This is a genomic window from Streptomyces sp. NPDC043726 (genome assembly GCF_056436565.1).
On the sequence record NZ_JBWKCI010000025.1, the window covers coordinates 19,742 to 45,459 of the forward strand.

At 72.6% G+C, this 25,718-nt stretch carries 20 protein-coding genes; 8 read left to right on the plus strand and 12 right to left on the minus strand.

Annotation, left to right across the window (positions count from 1 at the left end; translation table 11 throughout):
• Nucleotides 1–38 precede the first annotated feature (38 nt).
• Nucleotides 39–836 carry a lipoyl(octanoyl) transferase LipB gene (gene lipB / locus AC068Z_RS41275; protein WP_478568596.1) on the minus strand — a complete coding sequence of 266 codons (798 nt, stop codon included), beginning with the start codon at nucleotides 834–836 and terminating at the stop codon, nucleotides 39–41.
• 234 nt (nucleotides 837–1,070) lie between these two features.
• On the opposite strand from lipB, the gene AC068Z_RS41280 reads away from it, so the two are divergent.
• Entirely contained in the window at nucleotides 1,071–2,507 is a 1,437-nt protein-coding gene (locus tag AC068Z_RS41280) for a regulator (RefSeq protein WP_478568599.1), read from the plus strand.
• Between the two features lie 14 nt (nucleotides 2,508–2,521).
• Here AC068Z_RS41280 and AC068Z_RS41285 read toward each other — a convergent pair whose 3' ends face one another.
• Nucleotides 2,522–3,877 (minus strand): NAD(P)/FAD-dependent oxidoreductase, encoded by a 1,356-nt coding sequence (locus AC068Z_RS41285; protein WP_478568601.1) that lies wholly within the window; start codon nucleotides 3,875–3,877, stop codon nucleotides 2,522–2,524.
• A gap of 171 nt (nucleotides 3,878–4,048) precedes the next feature.
• Nucleotides 4,049–4,945, minus strand: a complete 897-nt coding sequence (locus AC068Z_RS41290) for a TIGR01777 family oxidoreductase (RefSeq protein ID WP_478568603.1) — start codon at nucleotides 4,943–4,945, stop codon at nucleotides 4,049–4,051.
• 70 nt (nucleotides 4,946–5,015) lie between these two features.
• Here AC068Z_RS41290 and AC068Z_RS41295 point away from each other — a divergent pair, with 70 nt between their 5' ends.
• Nucleotides 5,016–5,507 (plus strand): N-acetyltransferase family protein, encoded by a 492-nt coding sequence (locus tag AC068Z_RS41295; RefSeq protein ID WP_478568606.1) that lies wholly within the window; start codon nucleotides 5,016–5,018, stop codon nucleotides 5,505–5,507.
• Between the two features lie 144 nt (nucleotides 5,508–5,651).
• Here AC068Z_RS41295 and AC068Z_RS41300 read toward each other — a convergent pair whose 3' ends face one another.
• Nucleotides 5,652–6,836: a MarP family serine protease gene (locus AC068Z_RS41300; protein ID WP_478568609.1), complete on the minus strand. Its 1,185-nt coding sequence runs from the start codon at nucleotides 6,834–6,836 to the stop codon at nucleotides 5,652–5,654.
• A 299-nt stretch (nucleotides 6,837–7,135) separates the two neighbouring features.
• Here AC068Z_RS41300 and AC068Z_RS41305 point away from each other — a divergent pair, with 299 nt between their 5' ends.
• Both AC068Z_RS41305 and AC068Z_RS41310 read left to right on the plus strand, forming a co-directional pair.
• Nucleotides 7,136–7,873, plus strand: coding sequence for a peptidoglycan recognition protein family protein (locus tag AC068Z_RS41305; RefSeq protein WP_478568612.1), 738 nt, complete (start codon nucleotides 7,136–7,138; stop codon nucleotides 7,871–7,873).
• 89 nt (nucleotides 7,874–7,962) lie between these two features.
• The gene (locus AC068Z_RS41310) at nucleotides 7,963–8,151 is read left to right on the plus strand and encodes a hypothetical protein (protein WP_478568615.1); all 189 of its coding nucleotides are present in this window, start codon (nucleotides 7,963–7,965) and stop codon (nucleotides 8,149–8,151) included.
• A 22-nt stretch (nucleotides 8,152–8,173) separates the two neighbouring features.
• On the opposite strand, the gene AC068Z_RS41315 is transcribed toward AC068Z_RS41310, so the two are convergent.
• From AC068Z_RS41315 to AC068Z_RS41345, 7 genes are all read right to left on the minus strand, one after another.
• On the minus strand, nucleotides 8,174–8,698 hold the full coding sequence (locus AC068Z_RS41315; protein WP_478568714.1) for a DUF4240 domain-containing protein: 525 nt from the start codon (nucleotides 8,696–8,698) through the stop codon (nucleotides 8,174–8,176).
• Nucleotides 8,699–8,754: 56 nt separating this feature from the next.
• Nucleotides 8,755–9,771 carry a helix-turn-helix transcriptional regulator gene (locus AC068Z_RS41320; RefSeq protein ID WP_478568618.1) on the minus strand — a complete coding sequence of 339 codons (1,017 nt, stop codon included), beginning with the start codon at nucleotides 9,769–9,771 and terminating at the stop codon, nucleotides 8,755–8,757.
• Nucleotides 9,772–9,839: 68 nt separating this feature from the next.
• The gene (aceE, locus tag AC068Z_RS41325; RefSeq protein WP_478568621.1) at nucleotides 9,840–12,542 is read right to left on the minus strand and encodes a pyruvate dehydrogenase (acetyl-transferring), homodimeric type; all 2,703 of its coding nucleotides are present in this window, start codon (nucleotides 12,540–12,542) and stop codon (nucleotides 9,840–9,842) included.
• Nucleotides 12,543–12,871: 329 nt separating this feature from the next.
• Complete coding sequence (locus AC068Z_RS41330) at nucleotides 12,872–13,495, minus strand: GntR family transcriptional regulator (RefSeq protein ID WP_478568624.1); 624 nt, start codon at nucleotides 13,493–13,495, stop codon at nucleotides 12,872–12,874.
• 172 nt (nucleotides 13,496–13,667) lie between these two features.
• Entirely contained in the window at nucleotides 13,668–15,476 is a 1,809-nt protein-coding gene (gene sucB / locus AC068Z_RS41335; protein ID WP_478568627.1) for a 2-oxoglutarate dehydrogenase, E2 component, dihydrolipoamide succinyltransferase, read from the minus strand.
• Nucleotides 15,477–15,537: 61 nt separating this feature from the next.
• Nucleotides 15,538–16,926 (minus strand): dihydrolipoyl dehydrogenase, encoded by a 1,389-nt coding sequence (lpdA, locus tag AC068Z_RS41340; protein WP_478568630.1) that lies wholly within the window; start codon nucleotides 16,924–16,926, stop codon nucleotides 15,538–15,540.
• Between the two features lie 243 nt (nucleotides 16,927–17,169).
• Complete coding sequence (locus AC068Z_RS41345; RefSeq protein ID WP_478568633.1) at nucleotides 17,170–18,693, minus strand: leucyl aminopeptidase; 1,524 nt, start codon at nucleotides 18,691–18,693, stop codon at nucleotides 17,170–17,172.
• Nucleotides 18,694–19,036: 343 nt separating this feature from the next.
• On the opposite strand from AC068Z_RS41345, the gene AC068Z_RS41350 reads away from it, so the two are divergent.
• The 4 genes from AC068Z_RS41350 to AC068Z_RS41365 all read left to right on the plus strand — a co-directional run bounded on the left by AC068Z_RS41350 (nucleotide 19,037) and on the right by AC068Z_RS41365 (nucleotide 24,874).
• Nucleotides 19,037–21,103 carry a hypothetical protein gene (locus tag AC068Z_RS41350; protein WP_478568636.1) on the plus strand — a complete coding sequence of 689 codons (2,067 nt, stop codon included), beginning with the start codon at nucleotides 19,037–19,039 and terminating at the stop codon, nucleotides 21,101–21,103.
• Between the two features lie 89 nt (nucleotides 21,104–21,192).
• Nucleotides 21,193–22,716, plus strand: a complete 1,524-nt coding sequence (gene pelF / locus AC068Z_RS41355) for a GT4 family glycosyltransferase PelF (RefSeq protein WP_478568639.1) — start codon at nucleotides 21,193–21,195, stop codon at nucleotides 22,714–22,716.
• The gene (locus tag AC068Z_RS41360) at nucleotides 22,713–24,221 is read left to right on the plus strand and encodes a hypothetical protein (RefSeq protein ID WP_478568642.1); all 1,509 of its coding nucleotides are present in this window, start codon (nucleotides 22,713–22,715) and stop codon (nucleotides 24,219–24,221) included. Before pelF ends, AC068Z_RS41360 begins: the two co-directional genes overlap by 4 nt.
• Nucleotides 24,218–24,874 carry a spherulation-specific family 4 protein gene (locus tag AC068Z_RS41365; protein WP_478568645.1) on the plus strand — a complete coding sequence of 219 codons (657 nt, stop codon included), beginning with the start codon at nucleotides 24,218–24,220 and terminating at the stop codon, nucleotides 24,872–24,874. Before AC068Z_RS41360 ends, AC068Z_RS41365 begins: the two co-directional genes overlap by 4 nt.
• Here AC068Z_RS41365 and AC068Z_RS41370 read toward each other — a convergent pair.
• Complete coding sequence (locus AC068Z_RS41370; protein ID WP_478568648.1) at nucleotides 24,863–25,645, minus strand: adenosylcobinamide-GDP ribazoletransferase; 783 nt, start codon at nucleotides 25,643–25,645, stop codon at nucleotides 24,863–24,865. The genes AC068Z_RS41365 and AC068Z_RS41370 overlap by 12 nt on opposite strands.
• Nucleotides 25,646–25,718 lie beyond the last annotated feature (73 nt).

Genomic DNA, 25,718 nt, shown 5'->3' on the forward strand with positions numbered 1-25,718 from the left:
TGAGGCCAACCCCATCGCCGCGGGGCTGATTCCCGGCGTCAGGCGGTCGCCTTCTCGATCTCCCGCGGCTTCAGCTCCGCGTTCTCCAGTACGTCCTTCAAGTGCCGTTCGATGACGGGCAGCACCTCGTCGATCGTGACGTCCCGGCCGAGCTCGGCGGCCAGGGAGGCGACTCCCGCGTCCCGGATGCCGCAGGGGATGATCCGGTCGAACCACTTCATGTCGGGGTTCACGTTGAACGAGAAGCCGTGCATCGTGACGCCCTTGGCCACCCGGATGCCGATCTGCGCGATCTTGCGGTCCTCGCGGCGCTGGCCCGCGTTGGACGGGGCGTACTCGGGGCCGTTCAGCCGCGGGTCGAACTCCTCGTCCTGGAGGCGGGGGTCGAAGTCGAGGGAGAGTCCGCCGAGCGAGGGGCGCTGCTCGACCGGGTCGCCGAGCACCCAGACGCCGCTGCGGCCCTCCACGCGCGTGGTCTCCAGGCCGAACTCCGCGCAGGTGCGGATCAGGGCCTCCTCGAGCCGTCGTACATGCGCCACGACGTCCACCGGGCGCGGGAGCTTCTGGATCGGGTAGCCGACCAGCTGGCCCGGGCCGTGCCAGGTGATCTTGCCGCCGCGGTCGACGTCGACGACGGGGGTGCCGTCGAGCGGGCGCTCGCTGTCCTCCGTGCGCCGCCCGGCCGTGTAGACCGGCGGGTGTTCGAGCAGCAGCACGGTGTCGGGGGTCTCGTCGGCGAACCGCGCCGCGTGCACCCGGCGCTGCTCGTCCCACGCCTCCTGGTACTCGACGGCGTTCGCTCCGAACCCCATACGGACGAACCGCAACTCACTCACGGCAAGCGCCTCCCTGGACGTCGTAAGGCACGAAGGGTGCCTACGCCACTGTACGACTGCCGGTCGAGCGTCAGCCGGGCGGCCAATCCTCACACGATCGGATGAACGGGTGAGGAAGTGTGCGATCACCTGCTCACTCTCCGCTACATTCGCGCCGTTCGCAGAGGCCATAAGGGCTGCTCACAGGCAATCCGGGCAAGTCAGAGGCCTGGAAGGCAGGAGACCGCACCGCAGATGACGGAACGACCCGCGCAGCGCACCCCCAACCGACAGCTCGCCGCGCTCATCGCAGAAGCGGGGTTCTCCAACGCGGGTCTCGCCCGTCGCGTGGACCAGCTCGGACTCGAACACGGTCTGGATCTGAGATACGACAAGACATCCGTGACCCGCTGGCTGCGCGGACAGCAGCCGCGCGGCACCACCCCCGCCCTCATCGCCGAGGTCTTCACCCGCCGCCTCGGCCGCCGGCTCACCGCCCAGGACCTCGGCCTGGACGCCTGCGCCCCCGTCTACGCGGGTCTGGAGTTCGCCGCCACCCCGGAGGAGGCCGTCGACATCGTCAGCGGCCTGTGGCGCAAGGATTCCGGCAGTCACGCCGAACTCCGCAAGATCGCCTTCACCCCGGCCGGGCTCGTGGTGCCCAGCCGGGACTGGCTGATCGGCCGGGCCGACGACAAGGTCGCGCACGGCGAGGCACCGGTCCGGGTGCCGGTGCAGGGGCGGCCCGCCGTGCCCCGGCAGCGCGCCCAGGCCGAGCGCGGCCCCGGCCAGAAGGTCACCGGCGGCGACATCAACGCCCTGCGCTCGGTCGGGGAGCTCTTCCGCACCCTGGACAACATGTACGGCGGCGGCCACGCCCGGCAGGCGCTCGTGCGGTACCTGGAGCACGAGTGCGAGCCGATGCTGCGCGGCACGTACGGCGAGACCACCGGCCGGCGCCTGTTCGCCGCGGCGGCTGACCTGACCCGGCTCGCGGGCTGGACGTCGTACGACATCGCCGCGCACGGGCTGGCGCAGCGGTACTACGTCCAGTCGCTCCGGCTGGCACAGGCGGCGGGGGACCGGGCGTACGGTTCCTACGTCCTGGTCACCATGAGCCGCCAGGCCGTGTACCTCGGCCACGGGCGGGAGGCGGTGCAGCTCGCGCGGGTGGCCCAGCAGGGCGTCGGCACGAACGCGCCGCCCACCGTCCAGGCGCTGCTGCACGCGGCCGAGGCGCGCGGGCACGGCGTGCTGGGGGAGGTACGGGCGTCCACGGCCTCGCTGGTCCGCGCCGAGCGGGCGCTGGAGGCGGCCCGGCCCGGCGACGAGGTCCCGCACTGGGCGCGCTTCTTCGACGAGGCGCAGCTGGCGGACGAGTTCGGCCACTGCCACCGCGACCTGCAGCAGTTCCGGGCGGCGGCGCAGCACGCGGAACGCTCCCTGCAGCTGCGGGCCCCGGCCTTCGCCCGCAGCCGCCTGTTCTGCCGGGTGGTGCTGGCCTCCGCCCGGCTGGGCCTCGGCGAGCTGGACCAGGCCTGCGCCCTTGGCGCGGAGGCCGCGGGCCAGGCGGCGGAGATGCGCTCGGTCCGGGCCGTGGAGTACATCAAGGACTTCGAGCGCAGGCTGGAGCCCTACAAGGACGCGGCACCGGTGAGGGGGTACCGGGACAAGGTGGCGGCGCTGAGCTGACCGGCACCCAGGAGCTAGGCCGCCCTCGGCACCGAGGGCACGGGGTCCGCCCTGTGCATCGAGCCCGTCGCGCCCAGGTCCGTCAGGATCGACCGGGCCGCGCGGTGGGCCGAGTGCAGGGCGCCCTGGACGGTACTGGTGTCCCGGTGGTCGCCACACACGTACAGGCCCGCCAGGAGGCGTACCGGGCGGTGCGGGTCGTGCGGCGGGCGCATCGACGGGACCGCGTCGGCGGTGTGGTGGACCGCCAGCGTCTCCCAGCGGGACGTGGAGGTGCCGTACAGGCGGGCCAGGTGGGTGCGGACCGCCGTGTCGAGGCCGGCCGGCGGGGCGCCCAGGACCGTGGACGACACCAGGGCCCGGCCCGCCGGGGCCCGGGTCGGGTCCACCGCGCTGAGCACCGCCGTGTGCGCCACCGGGCCGCCCCGGTCGGCGTCCAGCAGCAGGGCGCCGCCCGTCGCCGGCGGCTCGTCCGTCGTGTGGTGGACCACCGTCACCGGGTGGAACTCCGGCACCCGCAGGCCGGGCAGCAGTGCGGCGGCGGTGCGCGCCCCGGTCGCCAGCAGGACCGCCCGGCACCGGATCTCCCCGTGCTCCGCCGTGGTCACCGAGGTCGTGGAGACGGAGGTGACGCGCACCCCGGTGCGCACGGTCCCCGGCGGCAGCGAGCGCGCCAGCAGGTGCGGCAGCGCCTCGGCGCCGCCCTCCGGCACGCACAGCCGCCCGCTCGCGAAGGAGTGCAGCGCCAGATCGGCGCACCGGCTGGAGGCCGACAGCTCCGGATCGCAGAGGAGGGCGGAGAGCAGCGGCCGCAGGAAGCCGTCCACCGTCCGGGCCGAAAGACCGCGGGCAGCCAGTGCCCGGCTCGCCGGTGCCTCCGGGCGGGCCAGCAGCCGTTCGGCCGGCGTCCCGGCGATCCGGGACAGCGCGGCGGCGAGCCGCGCCTGGTCGACGGCCGTCCCCAGCGGCGCGCGCGGCGCCGACGGAGGCCGGGGGGCGCTCGCCAGGGCGCGCGCCACATGGAGTGCGCCCCTCGCGCCACCCTTCGCCCCTCTCTGGGACGCCACGGCACCGACGCGATGCCGGTGTCCGTCGCTGTGCAGCAGGGCACCCGGGGCGAAGGCGCACAGGACGAGCGCGTCGAGTCCCGGGGTCAGCCGTAGTTCGGGATACGACGTGGACATCAACTGCCCGACGCGGTCGAGCCGGAAGCCGTCGACCTTCTCGGTCGACATGCGGCCGCCCACGTCATGGGCGGCCTCCAGGACTGCGGTGGTCACTCCTGCGCTGGTCAGCCGATGCGCCGCCGCGAGGCCGGCGATCCCGGCTCCCACCACGACGACATCCGCCTGGTACGCGGGCTCAAGCACGTGCCCCTCCTCGAGGTTGCGCGGCCGGTGGAGACGTCATGCCCCCAACAGGCTCCGGGGATACCCGAGTTCGGGTCGAGGTTAGGGCTGTGATCGGTCAAGGGAAGTCGCGCATCGACAGGGCACGGTCGCACAACGGTCGCATACGGTCGGGCAGTCGGCCGTACGACGTCACAGCGCGGCCCGGATCGCCCCCTCGATGTCCGGGAACGTGAAGCTGAACCCCGACTCCAGCAGCCTCTTGGGCACCACCCGCGCACTGCCGAGCACATCCCCGGCCATCTCCCCGAGCGCCGTCCGCAGCACCGGCTCCGGGACCGTGAACAGCGTCGGCCGGTGCAGCACCCGGCCCATCGCCTCGGTGATCTCACGGTTCGTCAGCGGCTCGGGGGCGGTCACGTTGAAGGGGCCGGACAGACCGTCCGTGCGCAGCAGATGCCGGATCGCCGCCACCTCGTCGTACAGCGACACGAACGACCAGTACTGCCGCCCGTCGCCCATCCGCCCCCCGAGCCCCGCCTTGAACAGCGGGAACAGCCGCCCCCAGGCCCCGCCCTGTCGGGCCACCACCAGGCCGGTGCGCACGAACGCCGTCCGCACCCCCACCCGCTCCGCGGGCGCCGCGGCCGCCTCCCACTCCACGCACAGCTCGGGCAGGAAACCCGTCCCGGGCGGCGCGCTCTCGTCGACCGCCCGGTCGCCGGTCTCGCCGTAGTAGCCCATCGCGCTGCCGTTGACGAAGACCCGCGGCGGCGCGTCCATCGACGCCATCGCCTCCGCGAGCGCCGCCGTGCCATGCACCCGGCTGGACCGGATCCGTGCCTTGTACGCGCCCGTCCAGCGCCGCGAACCCACCCCGGCGCCCGCGAGGTTGACCACGGCGTCACAGCCGGCCAGCGAGTCCGCGTCGACGAACCGGGCCTCGGGGTCCCAGCGGATCTCGTCCCGCGCCCGCGGCGCGTGCCGCACCAGGCGCACCACCTCGTGCCCGTCCGCCTTCAGGGACTCCACCAGAGCGCCCCCGATGAGCCCGGAGGCACCGGCCACCGCGATTCTTGAAAGTTCCATGGCCCCATCCTGTGTCCGCCGTCATAAATGCCTGGTCAGCTGAGCCTGTCGTCGCCGTAGGGTGACGCCCATGCCCGAGTCACCCCACATACGCACCGCCCGACCCGGCGACGAGGAAGAGCTGGCGCGCCTCGACCGCGCCACCTGGTCGACGCTGCACGCCGTCACACCGCGCCCGCAACCGCCGTACGGCCCCTTCTTCGACGAGCGCCACCTCCCCGAGGACTATCTGGTCGCCGTGCTGGACGGCCGCGTCGTCGGCTACATCCGGCTCGCCTTCCCCACGCCGCTCGCCTCGAACGCGCATGTGCGCCAGATCCAGGGCCTCGCCGTCGCCGACGAGGCGCGCGGGCGGGGAGTCGGGCGGTGGCTGGTCCGGGCGGCCGTCGAGGAGGCCCGCCGCCGTGGCGCGCGCCGGCTGACCCTGCGCGTCCTCGGGCACAACGCCCCGGCCCGGAAGCTGTACGAGTCCGAGGGGTTCGTGGTGGAGGGCGTCATGCCGGAGGAGTTCTTCGTGGGCGGCGTCTACGTCGACGACGTCGTCATGGGGCGCAGTCTCTGACCTGGTCGGCCACGGCGGCCGCCCGCCGCTTCCGCACGGCGAGGAACAGGGCGGCACCCGCCACGAACAGCGAGATCAGGAAGAAGACGGCCACGGGAGCCTCCTTGAGGTGAGCGGGCTCCCATGATCGTCGAGGGGAACGCCCTACGACGTGACCAGCTCGCCCGTGTCCACCGGTGCCGTCGCGTCCGCCGCCCGCTCGGCCTCCTCGGCGACCTCCGCCGCGGTCAGGACGTAGCCGGTCTCGTCGTCGGAGGTGGAGCGGGCGAAGACCACGCCGTACACCCGGCCCTCGGTGGTCAGCAGCGGGCCGCCGGAGTTGCCCGGGCGGACGGTGGAGCGGATCGAGTAGATCTCGCGGGTGACGGTCTCGTCGTTGTAGATGTTCTGGCCCGTCGCCCGCACCCGGTTCGCGACCGTCGCCGCCTGGAGGTTCAGGTCGCCGTCCTGCGGATAACCGGCGACCACCGCCGAGTCGCCGCGCTCCGCGTCGTCGTCCCACCGCAGCACCGGCGCGCTCAGCTCCGGCACGTAGAGCACCGCCACGTCCTTGTCCGGCTCGAACAGCACCACCCGTGCCTCGTACGCCGGTCCCACCCCGCCGACCCGCACGCTCGGCTCGTCGATCCCGGCCACCACATGGGCGTTGGTCATCACATGCCGCGCCGCGTACACGAAGCCGCTGCCCTCGCGGCCCTGGGTGCCCGAGGAGCCCTCGATCTTGACCGTGCTCATCTTGGCGGCGTTCGTGGCGGCCACGGTGACGCTGTCGCCGGTGGGGCGCGCGACCTCGGCCGTCGACTCGTTCTCGAACGGGTTGAACACCTGCGGGAACCCCGCCTCGGTGAGCGCGGAGGTGGCCCCCGAGAACCAGGCGGGCGTGGTGTCCGGCATCGCGTCCTGCACGGTCCCCAGCAGCCGGGAGTCCCGGATCGCCGACGTCACCAGCGGCGAGGAGGACGCGGCCAGCACGCTCGCCGCGACCCAGGCCACGATCAGCACGGCCACCGAGTTCGCCACCGCGCCGCCGATCCCGTCGGCCACTCGCAAGGGCCCCTGATCGAGTTCCCGGCGCAGCCGCAGCGCGAGCCGCCCCGCCAGCTCGTGCCCGAGGGCCGCCGGCACCAGCACCGTCAGCACCGCGGTCACCGTCGCCGCGGTGGTCCCCGGCTCCACCAGGTCCATCACCCAGGGCAGCACCCACACACCGACGACAGCGCCGCCCACGAACCCGGCCAGCGCGACGCACCCGGCGACCAGACCGCGCCGGTAGCCGGAGGCCGCGTAGGCCACGATCGCCAGCACCAGCAGGATGTCGAGCAGGTCCACGCAAGCCGCCTTTCCCTCGGGCCCTCCAGTACGCACGGAACGGGTCCAGTGATCAGCCCGTACGCACCGAACGGCCCGGTGATCAGCCACGCGCGCGTGGCCGCCGGATTCCGCCACGCGTGCGTGTACCCCGGAAAACGCCCCAGACCATGACGATGGTTCCACCAGGTGGCAGAGCACACATCGCGGGCGGCGGGGATCCGTCGGACAGTGGGTCCATGCGTGTCTTCCGACCGGCCCTCCGAAGAACGCGGGGGGCACGGAGACCTCGAGCCGCCCGGATACCGGGCCCGGCCCTCGTGGCCCTCGGCTGTCTGCCGGGGCTCGCCGCCGTCACCGCCCTCGCCCTGTGCGCGAGCGGAGTGGAACGCACCGCCACGGCCGCCCTACGGCCCCTCTCGGCCCGGCCGGCCGCCGCGCACACCGCCACCCGGCCGCCCATCGTGCCGCGCTCGGAGTGGCTCGACGGGGACACCCGGCGCGAGCAGCCGCCGCCCCGCTACGACGACGAGGTCGTCGCCGTCTTCCTCCACCACACCGACTCGCCCAACGCCTACTCGTGCGCCGAGGCCCCCCGGATCATCCGCTACCTGTACGCGGGCCAGACGGGCGGGCGCGACTGGGACGACATCGGCTACAACTTCCTCGTCGACCGCTGCGGCACGATCTACGAGGGCCGTGCGGGCGGCGCCGACCGCGCCGTCACCGGCGCCCACACCCAGGGCTTCAACCACCGCACCGCAGGCATCGCCGCGCTCGGCACCTTCACCGAGGGCGCCGAGGTGCCCAAGGCCATGACCGACTCCATCGCCGCGCTGGCCGCCTGGAAGCTCGGTCTGTCCGGCACCGACCCGCGCGCGAAGGTCCGCCTGGTCTCCAGCAACAGCGGCAGCCGCTTCGCCCGGGGCACCGCCGCCACGCTGCCCGCCCTCGCCGCGCACAAGGACGGCTACATGACCAGCTGCCCCGGCGCGGCCCTCACCGCCGAGCTGCCGGAGATCCGCGCGCTGGCCGCCCGCCTCCAAGGCCGCCGATGACGCTCACAGGAAGGCCACAGCAGTCCCGCAGGGCGCTCAGATCCCGCCGCCCTACCGTCGTGCCCACAAGCCGACCGGAGGTGAAGATCATGAGCAGCAGCAGGAGCAGCAGTCGGGTGTGGACGGTGGTCTGCGCGGTCGCGACCGTCGTCCTGGGACCGGCCGCCGTCACGGCGTCGGCGCTGGACCAGGCCAACGCGGCGCCGCAGCACTACGCGATGAAGGCGGACCGGACGCAGGCGTACATCCCGTCCGACCCGAGCCGTCGGCGGTTCTAGCCCCGGGTCCGGCCCCCGCCGCTCACGGCTGGTCGCGGAAGCGTTCCCAGAGCTTGGGGTAACGATCCGCCAGCGCCTGCTCGTTCTCGAAGTCGACCGGCGCGCCCTCCGGCTCCGCGGCGGCGGGCGGGATGCCGAGGTCCGGGGCGACGGTGCCGGTGAGCTGCTCGTAGGCCTCGTCAGCGGCGTAGCCGAGCTCCTCGGCGTCGCCGTCGAACTCCTCGTCGAACTCGTCCAGCAGATCGGCGAGCGAGTCGGGGTCGTGCACCCCGCCCTCGTAGACCTCCCGGCCCTGGCCGATCAGCCAGCACCGGAAGAAGTCGAAGGCGTCGTCGCTGGCCCCGTCCAGCAGCACCCAGGCGGCGCCCCACAGATCCCAGGTGTAGGCGCGGTTGTAGCGGGCCTCGAAGTGACGGGCGAAGTCCAGGACCATCTCGGGGTCCAGTTGCAGGAGCCGGTCCACCAGCAGGTCGGCCTGCTCCTCCGGGTCGCCCTCGGCGGCCTCGCGGGCGGCGTCGACCAGCTCCCAGAACTCCGTCTCGTCCATCACGGGACAAGCATCGGCCCTGGACGGGTGGGGCGCACGTGGAGTGTGGCGGATTGTTATCGGCCGTCTTCCGCGCCGCCACGGCCGTCTCGGGCGCCGTACAGGGCCGCCAGGCGTCCCGCGTCGGCGGTGAAGCGGGACCGCAGGCTCTCGGGTGCCAGCACCTCGACCTCCGGTCCGAGGGAGGCGAGCTGGGAATGGGCGACCTCCTCGGACTCCACGGGCAGCGTCAGGGTCACCCACCCGTGCTCGTCCGGCGTCTCCGTCTCCGTCTCCGCGAGCGCCTCCCGGGCGGCCTGCGGATCGACGGCGTACGGCAGCCTGCGCACGCCGTCCGGGGACAGCCGTACGACGACCTCGGCGCGCAGGATCGACCGCGCGAACTGCTCGGCCCGCTCCTCCCAGAAGGCGGGCAGATCGAACTCGGGGTCGCGCTCGAACCGTACGTCGTCCTCGGTCTCCACGGCGGTGAACCGGTCGATGCGGTAGACCCGGTAGGCCCCGTGCCCGGCGACCCGGGCGCACAGGTACCAGACCCCGGCCTTCAGCACGAGCCCGTACGGCTCCAGCTCCCGCCGTACGTCCCCCTCGCCGCGCCGGTAGACCGCCGTGACCCGCCGGTCGTCCCACACGGCCTCCGCGACGGCGGGCAGCAGCGCGGGTGTCTCGGGCTCCCTGAACCAGCTGGGCGCGTCCAGATGAAACCGCTGGGACGCCGTCCGCGAGGCGTCCCGCAGCGACGGCAGCAGGGCGGCGGACACCTTCAGCCGCGCGGCGGAGGAGGCGTCCTCCAGACCCATCTCGCGCAGCGCCCCCGGCACGCCCGAGAGGAACAGCGCCTCCGCCTCGCTGCGATGCAGCCCCGTCAGCCGGGTCCGGTAGCCCCCGATCAGCCGGTAGCCTCCGGCCCGCCCCCGGTCCGCGTACACCGGCACCCCGGCCTCCGACAGCGCCTGCGCGTCCCGGGTGACGGTCCGCTCGGACACCTCCAGCTCCCGAGCCAGCTCGGCGGCGGTCATGGAGACCCGCCCCTGGAGCAGCAGCACCATCTTGATCAGCCGGGCAGCACGCATACGGCCATCATGCAGGAGGCCCCCACCGAAGTGGGGGCCTCCCTGACGTCCTGTCTTACAAGCCGCGGTTACAGCTCGTACTTCTCGCGGGCTTCCTTCACCGCCGCCGCCTTCGTCTCGCCGCGCTTGGCGAGCTGGGCGAGGGCCGCGACCACGATGGACTCGGCGTCGACGCCGAAGTGGCGGCGGGCCGCCTCACGGGTGTCCGAGAGGCCGAAGCCGTCGGCGCCCAGCGAGGACCAGTCCTGCTCCACCCACTGCGCGATCTGGTCGGGAACCTGGCGCATGTAGTCGGAGACCGCCAGCACCGGGCCCTCGGCACCCTGGAGCGCCTGCCGCACGTACGGCACCCGCTCCTCGCCGCGCAGCAGCGCCGCGTCCGCCTCCAGGGCGTCCCGCCGCAGCTCGGTCCAGGACGTCGCCGACCAGACGTCGGCCGCGACACCCCACTCCTCGGCGAGCATCCGCTGCGCCTTCAGCGCCCAGTGGATCGCCGTACCCGAGCCCAGCAGCTGGATGCGCGGGGCGTTGGCGACCGGGGACAGGCCCGCGGACTCGGCCGTGTTGAACCGGTACAGGCCCTTGACGATGCCCTCGTCGATACCGAGCCCGGCCGGCTTCGCGGGCTGCGGCAGCGGCTCGTTGTAGACGGTCAGGTAGTAGAAGACGTCCGGGTCCTCACCCGGGGCCGCCTGGCCGTACATCCGGCGCAGACCGTCCTTGACGATCGTCGCGACCTCGTACGCGAACGCCGGGTCGTACGTCAGCGCCGCCGGGTTCGTCGCCGCGATGACGGGGGAGTGGCCGTCGGCGTGCTGCAGGCCCTCGCCCGTCAGCGTCGTACGGCCGGCCGTCGCGCCGACGAGGAAGCCGCGGCCGAGCTGGTCGCCGAGCTGCCACATCTGGTCGGCCGTGCGCTGCCAGCCGAACATCGAGTAGAAGATGTAGAACGGGATCATCGTCTCGCCGTGCGTGGAGTACGCGGTGGACGCGGCGATGAAGTCGGCCATCGAACCGGCCTCGGTGATCCCCTCGTTGAGGATCTGGCCGTTCTTGGCCTCCTTGTAGTACATCAGCTGGTCACGGTCGACCGGCTCGTACGTCTGGCCCTTGGGCGAGTAGATGCCCAGGGACGGGAAGAGGCTCTCCATGCCGAAGGTGCGCGCCTCGTCGGGGACGATCGGCACCCAGCGCTTGCCCGTCTCCTTGTCGCGGACCAGGTCCTTGACGAGCCGGACGAAGGCCATGGTGGTGGCCACGTTCTGCGAGCCGGAGCCCTTGTCGAAGGAGGCGAACGCCTTCTCCGCGGGCGCGGGCAGCGGGGCGACGGGGTGCACCCGCCGCGCGGGGGCCGGACCGCCGAGGGCGGCGCGGCGCTCCTGGAGGTAGCGGACCTCGGGGGAGTCGGCGCCGGGGTGGCCGTAGGGCACGACCCCGTCGACGAACTGCGCGTCGGAGATCGGCAGCTCCAGCAGGTCACGCATCGTCTTGAACTCGTCCACCGTCAGCTTCTTCATCTGGTGGTTGGCGTTCTTCGACGCGAAGCCCTCGCCGAGGGTGTGGCCCTTGACCGTCTGGGCCAGGATCACGGTCGGCGCGCCCTTGTGCTCGACGGCGGCCTTGTAGGCGGCGTACACCTTGCGCGGCTCGTGACCACCGCGGGACAGGTGGAAGATCTCCAGGATCTTGTCGTCGCTGAGCAGCTTCGCTAGCTCGGCCAGCTCCGGGTCCTTGCCGAAGAAGTCCTGGCGGATGTAGGCGGCGTCACGGGTCTGGTACGTCTGGACCTGCGCGTCCGGTACCTCGCGCAGCCGGCGTACGAGCGCGCCCGTGGTGTCGAGCTGGAACAACTCGTCCCAGGCCGAACCCCACAGGGACTTGATCACGTTCCAGCCGGCGCCGCGGAACTGGGCCTCCAGCTCCTGCACGATCTTGAAGTTGGCGCGGACCGGGCCGTCGAGGCGCTGCAGGTTGCAGTTGATGACGAAGGTGAGGTTGTCGAGGCCCTCGCGGGAGGCGAGTGCGAGAGCCGCGGTCGACTCGGGCTCGTCCATCTCGCCGTCGCCGAGGAACGCCCACACGTGCGAGGCGGAGACGTCCTTGATGCCGCGGTTGGTGAGGTACCGGTTGAAGCGCGCCTGGTAGATGGCGGAGAGCGGACCGAGACCCATGGAGACGGTCGGGAACTCCCACAGCCAGGGCAGGCGGCGCGGGTGCGGGTACGACGGGAGGCCGTTGCCGCCGGCCTCCTGGCGGAAGTTGTCGAGGTGCTGCTCGCTGAGCCGGCCGTCGAGGAAGGCGCGGGCGTAGATGCCGGGGGAGGCGTGGCCCTGGATGTAGAGCTGGTCGCCGGACCCGTCGGCCTCCTTGCCCTTGAAGAAGTGGTTGAAGCCGGTCTCGTACAGCCAGGCCGCCGAGGCGAAGGTGGCGATGTGGCCGCCGACGCCGTACTTGCTGCCGCGGGTCACCATCGCGGCCGCGTTCCAGCGGTTCCAGGCGGTGATGCGCTGCTCCATCGCCTCGTCACCGGGAACAGCGGGCTCCGCGGCGGTGGGGATGGTGTTGACGTAGTCGGTCTCGAGCAGCTTGGGCAGCGCGACGCCGGTGCCCTCCGCGCGCTCCAGCGTACGGCGCATCAGGTAAGCCGCACGGTGCGGGCCGGCCGCCTTGGCGACAGCGTCCAGGGAGGCCTGCCATTCGGCGGTCTCCTCCGGGTCGCGGTCGGGGAGCTGGTCGAGCTCGCTCGGCTGGATGGCGTAGGGGTCGGTCATGTCGCCGCCTTCCTCAGTCGAAGGGGGTTCCCTCATCGGTAAGGGTTCGGGGGTGCCCTTGGTCTTTGGCAGGACAGGGCATGCGGACCTCGGTGGAGGTCCGTCGGCGACTGTAACTCCCTGATCGATGATCGATCAAAGGGTTGAGGGCCAAAACCTCTTGATCACGAGAAAGTCGGCACGCGGTGCCTTCGGCGATGGCACGGGGTGACTGTTCGGGAGGGGGTTTGTGCAGGTGAGCGCGGTAGGGCTCGGATGGAGGGGGCGCGTTGGCGAGTGCGGGTGCGCTGTGGCTGATCGCGCAGTTCCCCGCGCCCCTTCGGGCGCGTTCAGGCCCGGGGTGCGCAGCCCAGGACGTGGCTCTTGACCAGTTCGGCGATACGGGGATCCCGGCGCTGGAACGCGGCCACCAGCTCCTCGTGCTCCTCCGCGTACGACTGCTGCACGGTGCCGAGCCACCGGATGGACAGCGCCGTGAACACCTCGATGCCGAGGCCCTCCCAGGTGTGCAGCAGCACGGAGTTCCCGGCGGCGCGGACCATCTCGCGGTGGAAGGCGACGGTGTGCCGCACCTGGGCGGTGCCGTCCGCCTTGCTGTCGGCCTCGTAGAGGGCGGCGACGTGGGACTCGAGGGCCGTGCAGTCCTGCGCCAGCCGCTCGGCCGCCAGCTCGGCGGCGATGGCCTCCAGGCCGGCCCGCACGGGGTAGCTCTCCTCGAGATCGGCGGCGGTCAGATTCCGCACGCGGACGCCCTTGTTGGGAGCGGACTCGATCAGCCGCAGCGACTCCAGCTCCCGCAGCGCCTCCCGCACCGGCGTCTGGCTGACCTCCAGCTCCGTCGCGATCCGCCGCTCCACGATCCGCTCACCCGGCTGCCAGCGCCCGCTGATGATCCCTTCCAGGATGTGCTCGCGGATCTGTTCGCGCAGCGAGTGGACGACGGGCGCGGTCATGAGGGCTCCTTAGGGCGCGCGTTTGACGTTTAGACAATAAGGCCGCGGGCCCTTCCCGTAGGGGCGCACAGGGGCGCTTTCCCGCAGGTGAGACGAGACTTACACGCACCGACGACGGTGCCCCCGCCCGGACGACTCCGGACGGGGGCACCGTGGTGGGACCGCTGTGGCGTCAGAGGCCGAGCTCGACCTCGAACTCGCCCGCCTCCAGGATCGCCTTGACCGCCGTCAGGTAGCGGGCGGCATCGGCGCCGTCCACCAGGCGGTGGTCGTAGGAGAGGGTCAGGTAGGTCATGTCGCGGACGCCGATGACCGGGCCGTCCTCCGTCTCGATGACCGCCGGGCGCTTGACCGTGGCACCGATGCCGAGGATCGCGACCTGGCCCGGCGGCACGATGATCGTGTCGAAGAGAGCGCCGCGCGAACCGGTGTTGGAGATGGTGAAGGTCGCGCCCGACAGCTCGTCCGGCGTGATCTTGCTGGCCCGGACCTTGCCCGCCAGGTCGGCGGTGGCCTTGGCAATACCGGCGAGGTTGAGGTCGCCGGCGTTCTTGATGACCGGGGTCATCAGGCCCTTCTCGGAGTCCACCGCGATACCGATGTTCTCGGTGTCGAAGTAGGTGATGGTCCCCTCGGCCTCGTTGATCTTGGCGTTGATCGGCGCGTGGGCCTTCAGCGCCTGAGCCGCGGCCTTGACGAAGAACGGCATCGGGGAGAGCTTGACGCCCTCACGGGCCGCGAACGCGTCCTTGGCGCGGGCGCGCAGCTTCATCAGACGCGTGACGTCGACCTCGACGACCGACGACAGCTGGGCCTGCTCGTGCAGGGCCTTGACCATGTTGTCGCCGATGACCTTGCGGATGCGCGGCATCTTGACGGTCTGGCCGCGCAGGGGGGAGACCTCCAGCGCCGGGGCCTTCTTGGCGGCAGCCGGAGCGGCCGCGGCGGGAGCCGGAGCAGCGGCGGCGGCCTTGGCGGCCTCGGCGGCGGCCATGACGTCCTGCTTGCGGATCCGGCCGCCGACGCCGGTGCCCTTGACGGAGGCCAGGTCGACGCCGTTCTCGGCGGCGAGCTTGCGCACCAGCGGGGTCACGTAGGCACCCTCGTCGGTCGCCTGCGCGGCGGCGGGCGCCGGAGCGGCCGGGGCCGGGGTGACCGGAGCCGGAGCCGGAGCGGCAGGCGCGGGGGCCTGGGCGGCCGGAGCCGGAGCCTGGGCGGCCGGGGCGGGAGCCGGAGCCGGGGCGGCGGGCGCGGCCGGAGCCGGAGCCGGTGCCGCGGGGGCGGCCGGGGCGGGCGCGGGCTCGGCGGCCGGGGCCGGGGCGGCGGGGGCCTGGGCGGCGGCCGGAGCCGCACCCGGGGCGCCGATGACGGCGAGCTTGGCGCCGACCTCGGCGGTCTCGTCCTCGCCGACCGTGATCTCGAGCAGCACACCGGAGGTGGGCGCCGGGATCTCGGTGTCGACCTTGTCCGTGGAGACCTCGAGCAGCGGCTCGTCGGCCTCGACGGAGTCGCCGACCGACTTCAGCCAGCGGGTGACGGTGCCCTCGGTGACGGACTCGCCGAGCGCGGGCAGGACGACGTCCGTGCCCTCGGCGGAACCGCCGCCGGCGGCGGCCTCGGCGGTGGGAGCGGGCGCCGGGGCGGCCTGCTCGGTGGACGGGGCGGCAGCGGCCGGCTCCGGAGCCGCGGCGGGCTCCGGCTCGGGCTCGGCGGCCGGGGCGGGGGCGGCAGCCGGCGCACCGGTGCCGTCGTCGATGACGGCCAGCTCGGCGCCGACCTCAACGGTCTCGTCCTCGGCGACCTTGATGGACGCCAGGACGCCGGCGGCGGGCGAGGGGATCTCGGTGTCGACCTTGTCGGTCGACACCTCGAGCAGCGGCTCGTCGGCCTCGACGCGCTCGCCCTCGGCCTTCAGCCAGCGGGTGACAGTGCCCTCGGTGACGCTCTCGCCGAGCGCCGGAAGGGTTACGGAAACCGCCATGGTTTCGGTTGCTCCTAACGGATTGCGGAAGTCTGTGTCGTCGCGTTCTTCGACCGAGGGGTCAGTCGTGCGCGTGGAGCGGCTTGCCCGCCAGGGCCAGGTGGGCCTCGCCGAGCGCCTCGTTCTGCGTCGGGTGGGCGTGGATGAGCTGGGCGACCTCGGCCGGCAGCGCCTCCCAGTTGTAGATCAGCTGGGCCTCGCCGACCTGCTCGCCCATGCGGTCGCCGACCATGTGGACGCCGACCACGGCACCGTCCTTCACCTGGACGAGCTTGATCTCGCCCGCGGTGTTCAGGATCTTGCTCTTGCCGTTGCCCGCCAGGTTGTACTTCAGAGCGACGACCTTGTCCGCACCGTAGATCTCCTTGGCCTTGGCCTCGGTGATACCGACGGAGGCGACCTCCGGGTGGCAGTAGGTCACGCGGGGGACACCGTCGTAGTCGATCGGAACGGTCTTGAGACCGGCCAGACGCTCCGCCACCAGGATGCCCTCGGCGAAGCCGACGTGCGCGAGCTGGAGGGTCGGGACGAGGTCACCGACGGCGGAGATGGTCGGAACGTTGGTGCGCATGTACTCGTCGACGAGGACGTAGCCGCGGTCCATCGCGACGCCCTGCTCCTCGTAGCCGAGACCGGCGGAGACCGGGCCACGGCCGACGGCGACGAGGAGGACCTCGGCCTCGAACTCCTTGCCGTCGGCGAGGGTGACCTTCACGCCGTCCTGGGTGTACTCGGCCTTCTGGAAGAAGGTGCCCAGGTTGAACTTGATGCCGCGCTTGCGGAACGCGCGCTCGAGCAGCTTCGAGGAGTTCTCGTCCTCGACCGGCACGAGGTGCTTCAGGCCCTCGATGACGGTGACCTCGGAGCCGAAGGACTTCCAGGCGGAGGCGAACTCGACGCCGATGACGCCGCCGCCCAGGATGATCGCGGACTTGGGCACGCGGTCCAGGACGAGGGCGTGGTCCGAGGAGATGATGCGGTTGCCGTCGATCTCCAGGCCGGGCAGCGACTTCGGCACGGAGCCGGTCGCCAGCAGGACGTGGCGGCCCTGGACGCGCTGACCGTTCACGTCGACGGAGGTCGGGGAGGACAGCCGGCCCTCACCCTCGATGTACGTCACCTTGCGGGAGGCGACGAGACCCTGCAGGCCCTTGTACAGACCGGCGATCACGCCGTCCTTGTACTTGTGGACCCCGGCGATGTCGATGCCCTCGAAAGTGGCCTTCACACCGAACTGCTCGCTCTCGCGGGCCTGGTCGGCGATCTCGCCCGCGTGCAGCAGGGCCTTGGTGGGGATGCAACCCCGGTGCAGGCAGGTGCCGCCGACCTTGTCCTTCTCGATCAGGGCGACGTCCAGGCCCAGCTGCGCCCCGCGCAGGGCCGCGGCGTAACCGCCACTACCACCGCCGAGGATCACTAGGTCGAAAACGGTGCTGGCGTCGTTCGCCACGTCACGTCCTCCATGCATGTGCGCCACGCCGGTCTCCAGTGACCGGTCGGCGGCTGGTGTCCGGCCGCTCTTGCTTTCGGCCCTTCGGTGGGGGCCCTGTCCTGCCGAGCCCCATCTTCGCACTTGTCGCCACCGGACGAGACGCCGGGCCGACGTGTGAGACACCACACGCTCACAAGGGAGGGCAGGCCAAAAAGGTGCCGGGGCCTCGCTCCAGTGATGTGCGAGGCCCCGTCGAGGAGATCAGCCCAGTTCGCCGGCGGCCGTCAGCTCCGCGAGCCGCACCAGCGTCCGCACACCCGACCCCGTACCGCCCTTCGGGGTGTAGCCGAACGGCCCCTGCTCGTTGAAGGCCGGGCCCGCGATGTCGAGGTGCGCCCAGGTGATGCCCTCGCCCACGAACTCGCGCAGGAACAGACCGGCGACCAGGCCGCCGCCCATCCGCTCGCCCATGTTCGCGATGTCGGCGGTGGGAGAGTCCATTCCCTTGCGCAGGTGCTCCGGCAGCGGCATCGGCCACGAGGCCTCGCCGACCTCCTCCGCGGCCTCCACCAGCGCAGAGCGGAACGCGTCGTCGTTGGCCATGACACCGAACGTCCGGTTGCCCAGCGCCAGCACCATCGCGCCGGTCAGCGTGGCCACGTCCACGATCGCGTCCGGCTTCTCCAGGGAGGCGGCCCACAGCGCGTCCGCCAGCACCAGCCGGCCCTCGGCGTCGGTGTTGAGCACCTCGACGGTCTTGCCGCTGTACATGCGCAGGACGTCACCCGGGCGGGTGGCGGAGCCGGACGGCATGTTCTCGGCGAGCGCCAGCCAGCCCGTCACGTTGACCTCGAGCTTGAGCCGCGCCGCCGCGACGACGGCCGCGAACACCGCCGCCGCACCGCTCATGTCGCACTTCATGGTCTCGTTGTGGCCCGCCGGCTTCAGCGAGATGCCGCCCGAGTCGTAGGTGATGCCCTTGCCGACGAACGCGAGGTGCTTCTTCGCCTTCGAGTGGGTGTACGACAGCTTCACCAGCCGCGGACCCGCCGCGGACCCGGCGCCGACGCCGAGGATGCCGCCGTAGCCGCCCTTCTGCAGGGCCTTCTCGTCGAGCACCTGCACCTTGATGCCGTGCTCCTTGGCCGCCACCTGGGCGACCGCGGCGAACGACTCCGGGTTGAGGTCGTTCGGCGGGGTGTTGACCAGGTCACGGGCGCGGTTGAGCTCCTCGGTGACGGCGGTGGCGCGCTCGAGGGCGGCCTTGAACGCCTTGTCCCGCGGCTTCCCGCCGAGCAGGGCGATCTCGGCGAGCGGCGCCTTGCCGTTGCCCTTGCCGTTCTTGCCGTTGTCCTTGTAGGCGTCGAAGGAGTAGGCCCCGAGCAGCGCGCCCTCCGCGACCGCGCCGGCGTCGGCGGCGTCCGCGAGGGGCAGGGCGAAGGCGGCCTTCTTGGACCCGGCGAGCGCGCGGGCGGCGGCACCGGCGGCCTTGCGCAGCGCCTCCGCGCCGAACTCGGCGTCCTTCTCGGGCTCCGCGCCGAGGCCCACGGCCACCACGAGGGGAGCCTTGAAGCCGGCCGGGGCCGGGAGCTTCGTCACCTCGCCCTCGCCGCCGGAGGCACCGAGGGTCTCCAGGACGCCGGCGAGCCGGCCGTCGTAGGCCTTGTCCAGGGCTTCGGCGCCCGGGGCGACCACGGGGCCCTTGGCGCCCTTGGCGACACCGATCACGATCGCGTCGGCCCGCAGGCCGGGCGCCGCGGCGGTGCTGAGAGTGAGAGCAGTCACGGTGGTGAAATCTCGCTTCCGATGTGAAGTTGCAGTGGCCGAAAGGTGTGGGTCGACCGGGCCCGACGGCCGACCCTAGTTCCGACCTCAGGGTCCTGGCTCAGCCGGGGCCTTCCCCGGTGCGGCTGACACTCGGGACGAGCCTACGCGCGTGTGTCCCGTTCGCTCATTCCTACGGGCGTTCACCTGTCGGTGGCGTCGTGGCCACTTCCCAACTCTCACTCCCCGTGACCTGAGACACACTCATCGCGTTCCGGTGAGCCCGTGGTTCACCGCTTCGCATGATTTCCAAGGATCCTCCCCGGGTGTGGCACAGGGGGATCTTCTGGGGGGAGGACGACACATGGCGCACCGTGCGCATCGACGCAGAGGGACCGCTCTGCGCAACACCGCTCTGCGAAACACCGCCGCCACTTTGACGGCCGCGGGACTGCTGACCCTGGGGCTGGGGGCCCCGCAGGCGTCGGCCGCCGTCGACCCGCGCATCGACCTCAGGGTCCTGGTGGTGGACGACGGCGGCAGCGCCGTACGGGCCATCGCGGCCCAGCTGCGCGGCGCGGGCGTCCCGTACACCACGATCGACCTGAACGATTCCGCCCGTCCGGCGGTGACCGGGGCGTTCCTGAGCGACACGGTGAACGGGCGGCCGCGGGCGAAGTTCCAGGGCGTGGTCCTGCCGAACGAGGCCCCCTTCGGCGCCGGCTCCGCCGAGCAGACCGCGCTGGAGACCTACGAGCGGACCTACGGCATCCCGCAGGTCGACGCCTACACCTGGGCCCACCCGGGCGTCGGCCTCGACTACACCACCGAGGGCGGCTGGTCCGGCAGCCTCGACGGACGCCAGGCCTCCGTCACCGACGCCGGACGCGCGGGGGCCTTCGGCTACCTCGACGGCGCCTTCGCCTTCGAGGACAACGCCCCCTCCATCCAGGAGAGTTACGGCTACGTCGCCCGCCCCCGGGCCGGCTTCACCAGCTACGTCGACCTCCCCGTCCCCGAGGGCTCCGGGCGCGGCAGCCTGGTCGGGGAGTACGCCCACGACGGGCGCCGCGAGTTGGTCGTCACCTTCGCCTACAACCAGCACCAGCGGCAGTTCCGGCTGCTCGCCCGGGGCATCGTGGAGTGGCTGACCCAGGGTGTCCACCTGGGCCAGGACCGCAACTACTTCGCCGTGCACATCGACGACGTCTTCGCGCCCGACGCCCGCTGGGACATGGAGCGCAACTGCACGCCCGGCGACATCGACTGCGTGGGCGGGGGCGAGGAGACGAACCCGATCCGCATGACGGCCGAGGACGCCGTCCACGCCGCCCAGTGGCAGCGGACGCGGGGCTTCACGATGGACATGGTCTACAACGCCGGTTCCGGCGAGGAGTGGAAGGCCGAGCACGGCGGCACCGACGCGCTGACCGCCCGGCTGCTCGCGGACAAGGCGCAGTACCGCTGGATCAACCACACCTACACGCACCCCTTCCTCGGCTGCGTTCAGGACACCTCGACGGTGCCGTGGACCTGCGCGAAGAACGCCGACGGCTCGACGAAGTACATGAGCCGCGCCGAGATCGCCGGGCAGATCCGCGACAACCACAACTGGGCCGTCGGCAAGGGCCTCCCGGTCGACCGCACCGAACTGGTCACCGGTGAGCACTCGGGCCTCAGGACGCTGCCGCAACAGCCGAACGACAACCCGAACCTGGCCGGCGCCCTCGCCGACACCGGCGTCAGATGGGTCGCCTCGGACAACTCCCGCGAGCCCGAACAGCGCGCGGTGGGCGCCGCCCAGACCGTGCCCCGGCATCCGATGAACGTGTACTACAACGTCGGCACGAAGGCCGAGATGGCCGACGAGTACAACTGGATCTACACCTCCGCCGAGGACGGCGGCAGCGGCATCTGCACGACCAACCCGGCCTCCACCTGCCTGGACGAACCCCTCGACCCGGCCACCGGCTACGACGACTACATCGTCCCGCAGGAGGCCCGCATCGCCCTGAGCCACGTCGTCAACAACGACCCGCGCCCGCACTACGTGCACCAGTCCAACCTGGCCGAGGACCGCATCCTCTACCCGGTCCTGGACAAGGTCCTTGCCGACTACCGGGGCCTGTTCGCCGACAACACCCCGGTGGAGAACCTCTCCCAGAAGGCCATCGGCACCGAACTCCAGCGCCGCACGGCCTGGCGTACGGCGGTGGCGAACAACCGCGTCACCGCGTACCGCATCGGCACGACCGTGACGGTGACCGGTCCGTCCGGGACCCAGATCCCGGTGACGGCACCGGAGGGCACCAGGCAGCAGCAGCTGCTGGGCACGACCGTCTTCGGCACGGCGTACGCGGGCAAGCGCTCGGCGTGGGCGGCACCGGGTGCGCTCCAGTCGGCGCTGACGCTGAAACTTCCGTCGGCCTGAGGCGAGTCGCCGGCACGCGCACCCCGGATCCTGACCGGCCGGGGTGCGCTGCCGGGCCGTAAGACCTGTTCCGCAGGGGGGAACCACGCATGAGGCGATCGGGCCGTCATGTCACCATGCTCACCGAAGGCACCTATCCGCACGTCCACGGCGGCGTCAGCACCTGGTGCGACCAGCTCGTCAAGGGCATGCCGGAGGTCGACTTCCACGTCGTCTCGCTCACCGGCACCGGCAGGGAGCCGGTGACCTGGGAACTGCCGTCCAACGTCTACCGGCACACCTCCGTGCCGACCTGGGGCCCGCGTCCCGGAAGCGGGCGCGCGCCCTTCGGCCGGGCCCGCCGGCGGTTCCTCGACTCCTACGAGCGGTTCCTGCTCGCCTTCCTCGACCCTGGGGCCCGGGCCGACTTCGGCGAGGCCCTGTACGAGCTGGCCGAACTGGCCCGCGCCGGACGCCTCTCGGCGGCCCTGCGCACGGAGGCCGCGCTCCGCTCGCTGATGTGGATCTGGACGATGCCGCACCTGCCGACGGCCGCAGCCGAGCCGACCGTGCACGACGCGCTCACCGCGACCGACCTGCTGGAACACGCCCTGCGCCCCCTCGGCGTGCGGATCCCCGAGGACTCGGTCGCGCACGCGGTGAGCAGCGGACTCGCCACGCTGCCCGCGCTCGCGGCCCGCAAGCTGGACGGCGTACCGTTCCTGCTCACCGAACACGGCATCTATCTGCGCGAGCGCTACCTCGGCTACCGCAGCGCCGAACAGCGGTGGCCCGTTAAGGCGTTCATGCTCGGCTTCTACCGTGAACTGAATTCACACGGGTACCGGACGGCCGACCTGATCACGCCGTGCAACCAGTACAACCGCCGGTGGGAGGAGCGCGGCGGCGCCGACGCCGACAAGATCCGCACGGTGTACAACGGCGTCGACCCGCATGCCTTCCCGCACGCGGGCCCCGAACCCGAGGTCCCCACGCTCACCTGGTGCGGCCGGGTCGACCCGATCAAGGACCTGGAGACCCTGCTCCGGGCGTACGCCATGGTCCGCGCCGAACTCCCCGAGACCCGGCTGCGGTTGTTCGGCCCGGTGCCGCCGGGCGGGGAGGCGTACCGGACGAGGCTGGAGAAGCTGGCCGCCGAACTGGGTGTGACCGACGGCCTGACCTTCGAGGGCCGGATCAGCGAGGTCTGGCGCGCCTACGCGGCCGGCCATGTCGTCATGCTCTCCTCCATCTCCGAGGGCTTCCCGTTCTCGATCATCGAGGCGATGTCCTGCGGCCGTACGACGGTCTCGACGGACGTCGGGGGAGTGCGCGAGGCGGTCGGCGACACGGGCCTGGTGGTCCCGCCGCGGGAGCCGGAGAAGATGGCGGCGGCGGCCCTCACCCTCCTCACCGACGACGAAAGACGCCTAAAGCTCGGCGAGTTGTCCCGTCAGCGGGTGATCGACCGGTTCACGCTCCGCCGTTCCGTGGACGCCTTCCGGACGATCTACCAGGAGCTGGCGGGCCTGCCCGAGGTGTACGAGCCGACGGTCGAGACGGTCGCCGACTGGACCCTGGAACTGCGGGACCCCTGGTACGAGAAGGTGGCGACGGACGGGACCGACTGGTGAGCGGCGGCCTCTGGATCCCGCCCGGCACCCGCGCCGAGGCCCTCCCGTCGATCCCCCGCCAGCGCACCCCCAGCTGGGCGCGGCCCGACCCGGTGGACGAACTCGCCGAACGCCTGGCCGACTTCACGGCGGCCGCCGTCCACCCCGACGAGATCGCGGCCCTGCTGGAGTCCGACGGCCTCTCGGACGACCAGATACGCGAGCGCTACGGCGTGAGGAACTCCTTCGCGCTGGCCGAGGAACTGTACGACCGGGTGCCCCGCGCCTATCCCGAGCCGCCCGGCCCGGCCGGCGACCCCTGGCAGGTGGGCCTGGCGGCCTGCCTCCTGCGCGGGGTGGTCTTCGCCCTCCCCGGCCTCGCGTACGTCCTGGGCGCGCCCTTCCTCGCGGGCCCGAAGGGCGACTTCGGCCTCCCGGCAGGAACGGTCCCCCTCCTGTCCGCGGCCCTGTTCGGCTGGACCTGGAACCAGGGCCTGGCGCACCGGGCGTACACCTGGCTGGGCATGGGGGACCGCACGGCGGCCCGCCGCGCGCTCCTCGTGGGCGGCCCGGTGGGGGCGTTCCTGGGCACGCTGGTGGCCATTGCGGCGGCAGGCACGGCACCCGCGACGGCGGTCGCGTTCGCGGCAGGCCAGTCCTGCTACTTGGCGGCGGCGACGGTCCTGCTGGTACTGGGCAGAGAACGAGCCCTGCTGGCCGCACTCCTGCCGATGACGGCGGCCGCGACCCTGAGCCCGCTCCACCCCGTCCCGGACCCGGCAAGACTCGCGGTCCTGCTGGGCTCACTGGCGGCGGTGGTGGTACTGGCCCTGGTGGATCCGTCCAACCGGCCAAGCCTGCGGGCAGTCCTGCCGCTGGGGCGGCACGGATGGGCGCGGGCGGCACTCCGCAAGCGCGGGCGAGCGAAACCCACCCCCACGGCGACCCCCACCCCCACGGCAACCCCCACCCCGGGCTCCCTCACCGGCTCCCTCCCGTACGCCCTCTTCGGCCTGGCCACCGGTGTCCTCGTAGTACACGCAGCCCTCGAATCCGCCCCCTCCGCAGTCGCCCTCACCCTCAGCATGGGCCCCGCCGAATGGCTGCTGCACCGCTTCCGCGGCCGCACCGCCACCGCCCTCCGCGACAGCCGCACCACCACGACCTTCCGCCGCACCACCGTCCGCACAGTCGCCGCCTGCCTCACCGCCTACCTGACCATCCTCGCCGCGCTCACCCTCACCACCGCCGCCCTGTGGCCGCACACCCCCACCCCCACCGTCGCCCACCTCGCCGCCCTCCTCCTGCTCGGCGTCGTGCTGTGGACCGGCCTGCTGCTCCAGTCCTTCGGCGCGGTGCTCGGCGCGGCCGCGATCTGCTGCGCGGCGGCCGTGGCCCAGACGCTCGCCCTGGTGACCCACACGGGCAGCCCGCACGGGACCGGCCTGATCGTCCACGGCACCGCGGCGGTCGCCCAAGCCGCGCTGGTCTGCGCCCTGCTGGGAAGAGTGACGGCCCACCGATGAACGACCTGCTGATCCCCTACTACGAGCACCCGTCCGTCCGCCCCGCCGAATGGGCGGCGATCATCGCGGCCGCACCCCGTCTCCACGGGGTCGTCCTGAACCCGGCCAGCGGCCCCGGCGAGACACCCGACCCGGCGTTCGCCGAGGTCGCGGCCCGACTGCGGAAAGCGGACGTCCGGGTGCTCGGCTACGTCGACACCGCCTACGGCCGCCGACCGCACGCCCACGTCGCCCGCGACCTCGCACGGCACCGGGACTGGTACGACGCGGACGGCGTGTTCCTGGACCAAGTCGCCGCGGCCCGCGAGGAGTTCCCGTACTACCAGGACCTCGCGACCGCGGCCTGGCGCGCCGGTTTCGGCACCCTCGCCCTGAACCACGGCACCCCACCGCACCCGTCGTACGCCAGGATCGCCGACCTCCTGATCACCTTCGAGGGCACCTGGACGACGTACCGCGAACAGCCCCCGCCGCAAGGGACGTACGGCCCCGGGGTCCGGGTGGGCCATCTGCTGTACGGCGTCCCTCCCGGCGCCGGCGCGGAGGCCCTGGCCCGGGCGCGCGGGGCCGCGGTGCACTGCGCGGTGCCCGGAGCGGGGGATCACCCCTGGGGGACCTTGCCGCACGGGCTGGAGGCCGGGTCAGCCCAGTGACAGCACCACGAGCGCGGTCGTCGCCGCCGTCTCCGCGAGGCCGCCGAACACGTCCCCGGTGACCCCGCCGAAGCGGCGGACACAGCGGCGCAGGAGGAGTTCGGCGAGGCCGAGGGCGACGAGGACCGCGAGGGCGGTGCGTACGGCGTCGTCGGCGCCGAGAAGCGCACCGGCGGCACCGGCGGCCAGCACGACACCGACGGCCACGGTCGTCGCCCACCGCACCGGCACCACTCCGGCGACCGCCGCGCCGAGCCCCTCCGGCCGGGCCGCGGGCACTCCCGCGCGGGCGGCGAGCGTGAGGGCGAGCCGGGCGGCGACGGCGGAGACGAGGGCGGCGAGGGCGCCTCGGGCCCAGGAGTCGTCGTACACCTGAGCGAGCGCGGCGACCTGGGCGAGCAGCGCGAACAGCAGGGTGATCACGCCGAACGGCCCGATGTCCGACTGCTTCATGATCCGCAGCGCGTCCTCGGCGGGCTTGCCGCTCCCGAGCCCGTCCGCCGTGTCGGCGAGACCGTCCAGATGCAGCCCGCGCGTGAGCACGGCGGGTACGGCCGCGGTGGCGACGGCGGCGAGCAGCGGGCCGGCGCCCAGGAACAGCAGCGCGAGGCCGAGGGCGGCGGCGCAGCCGCCGACGACGAGGCCGACCACGGGAGCGCTCAGCATCCCGCCCCGTGCTGCCTCCCGGTCCCATCGCTCCACCTTGACCGGAAGGACGGTGAGGGTGCCGAAGGCGAAACGGAGACCGTGCGGGAGAGGGCTGGTGAACACGCCGGAAGGGTACGTGAGCCCCCCTTCGGCCGTATCTCGGGGGCGGGCGACGGAACCCCCGGTCAAACTGGGG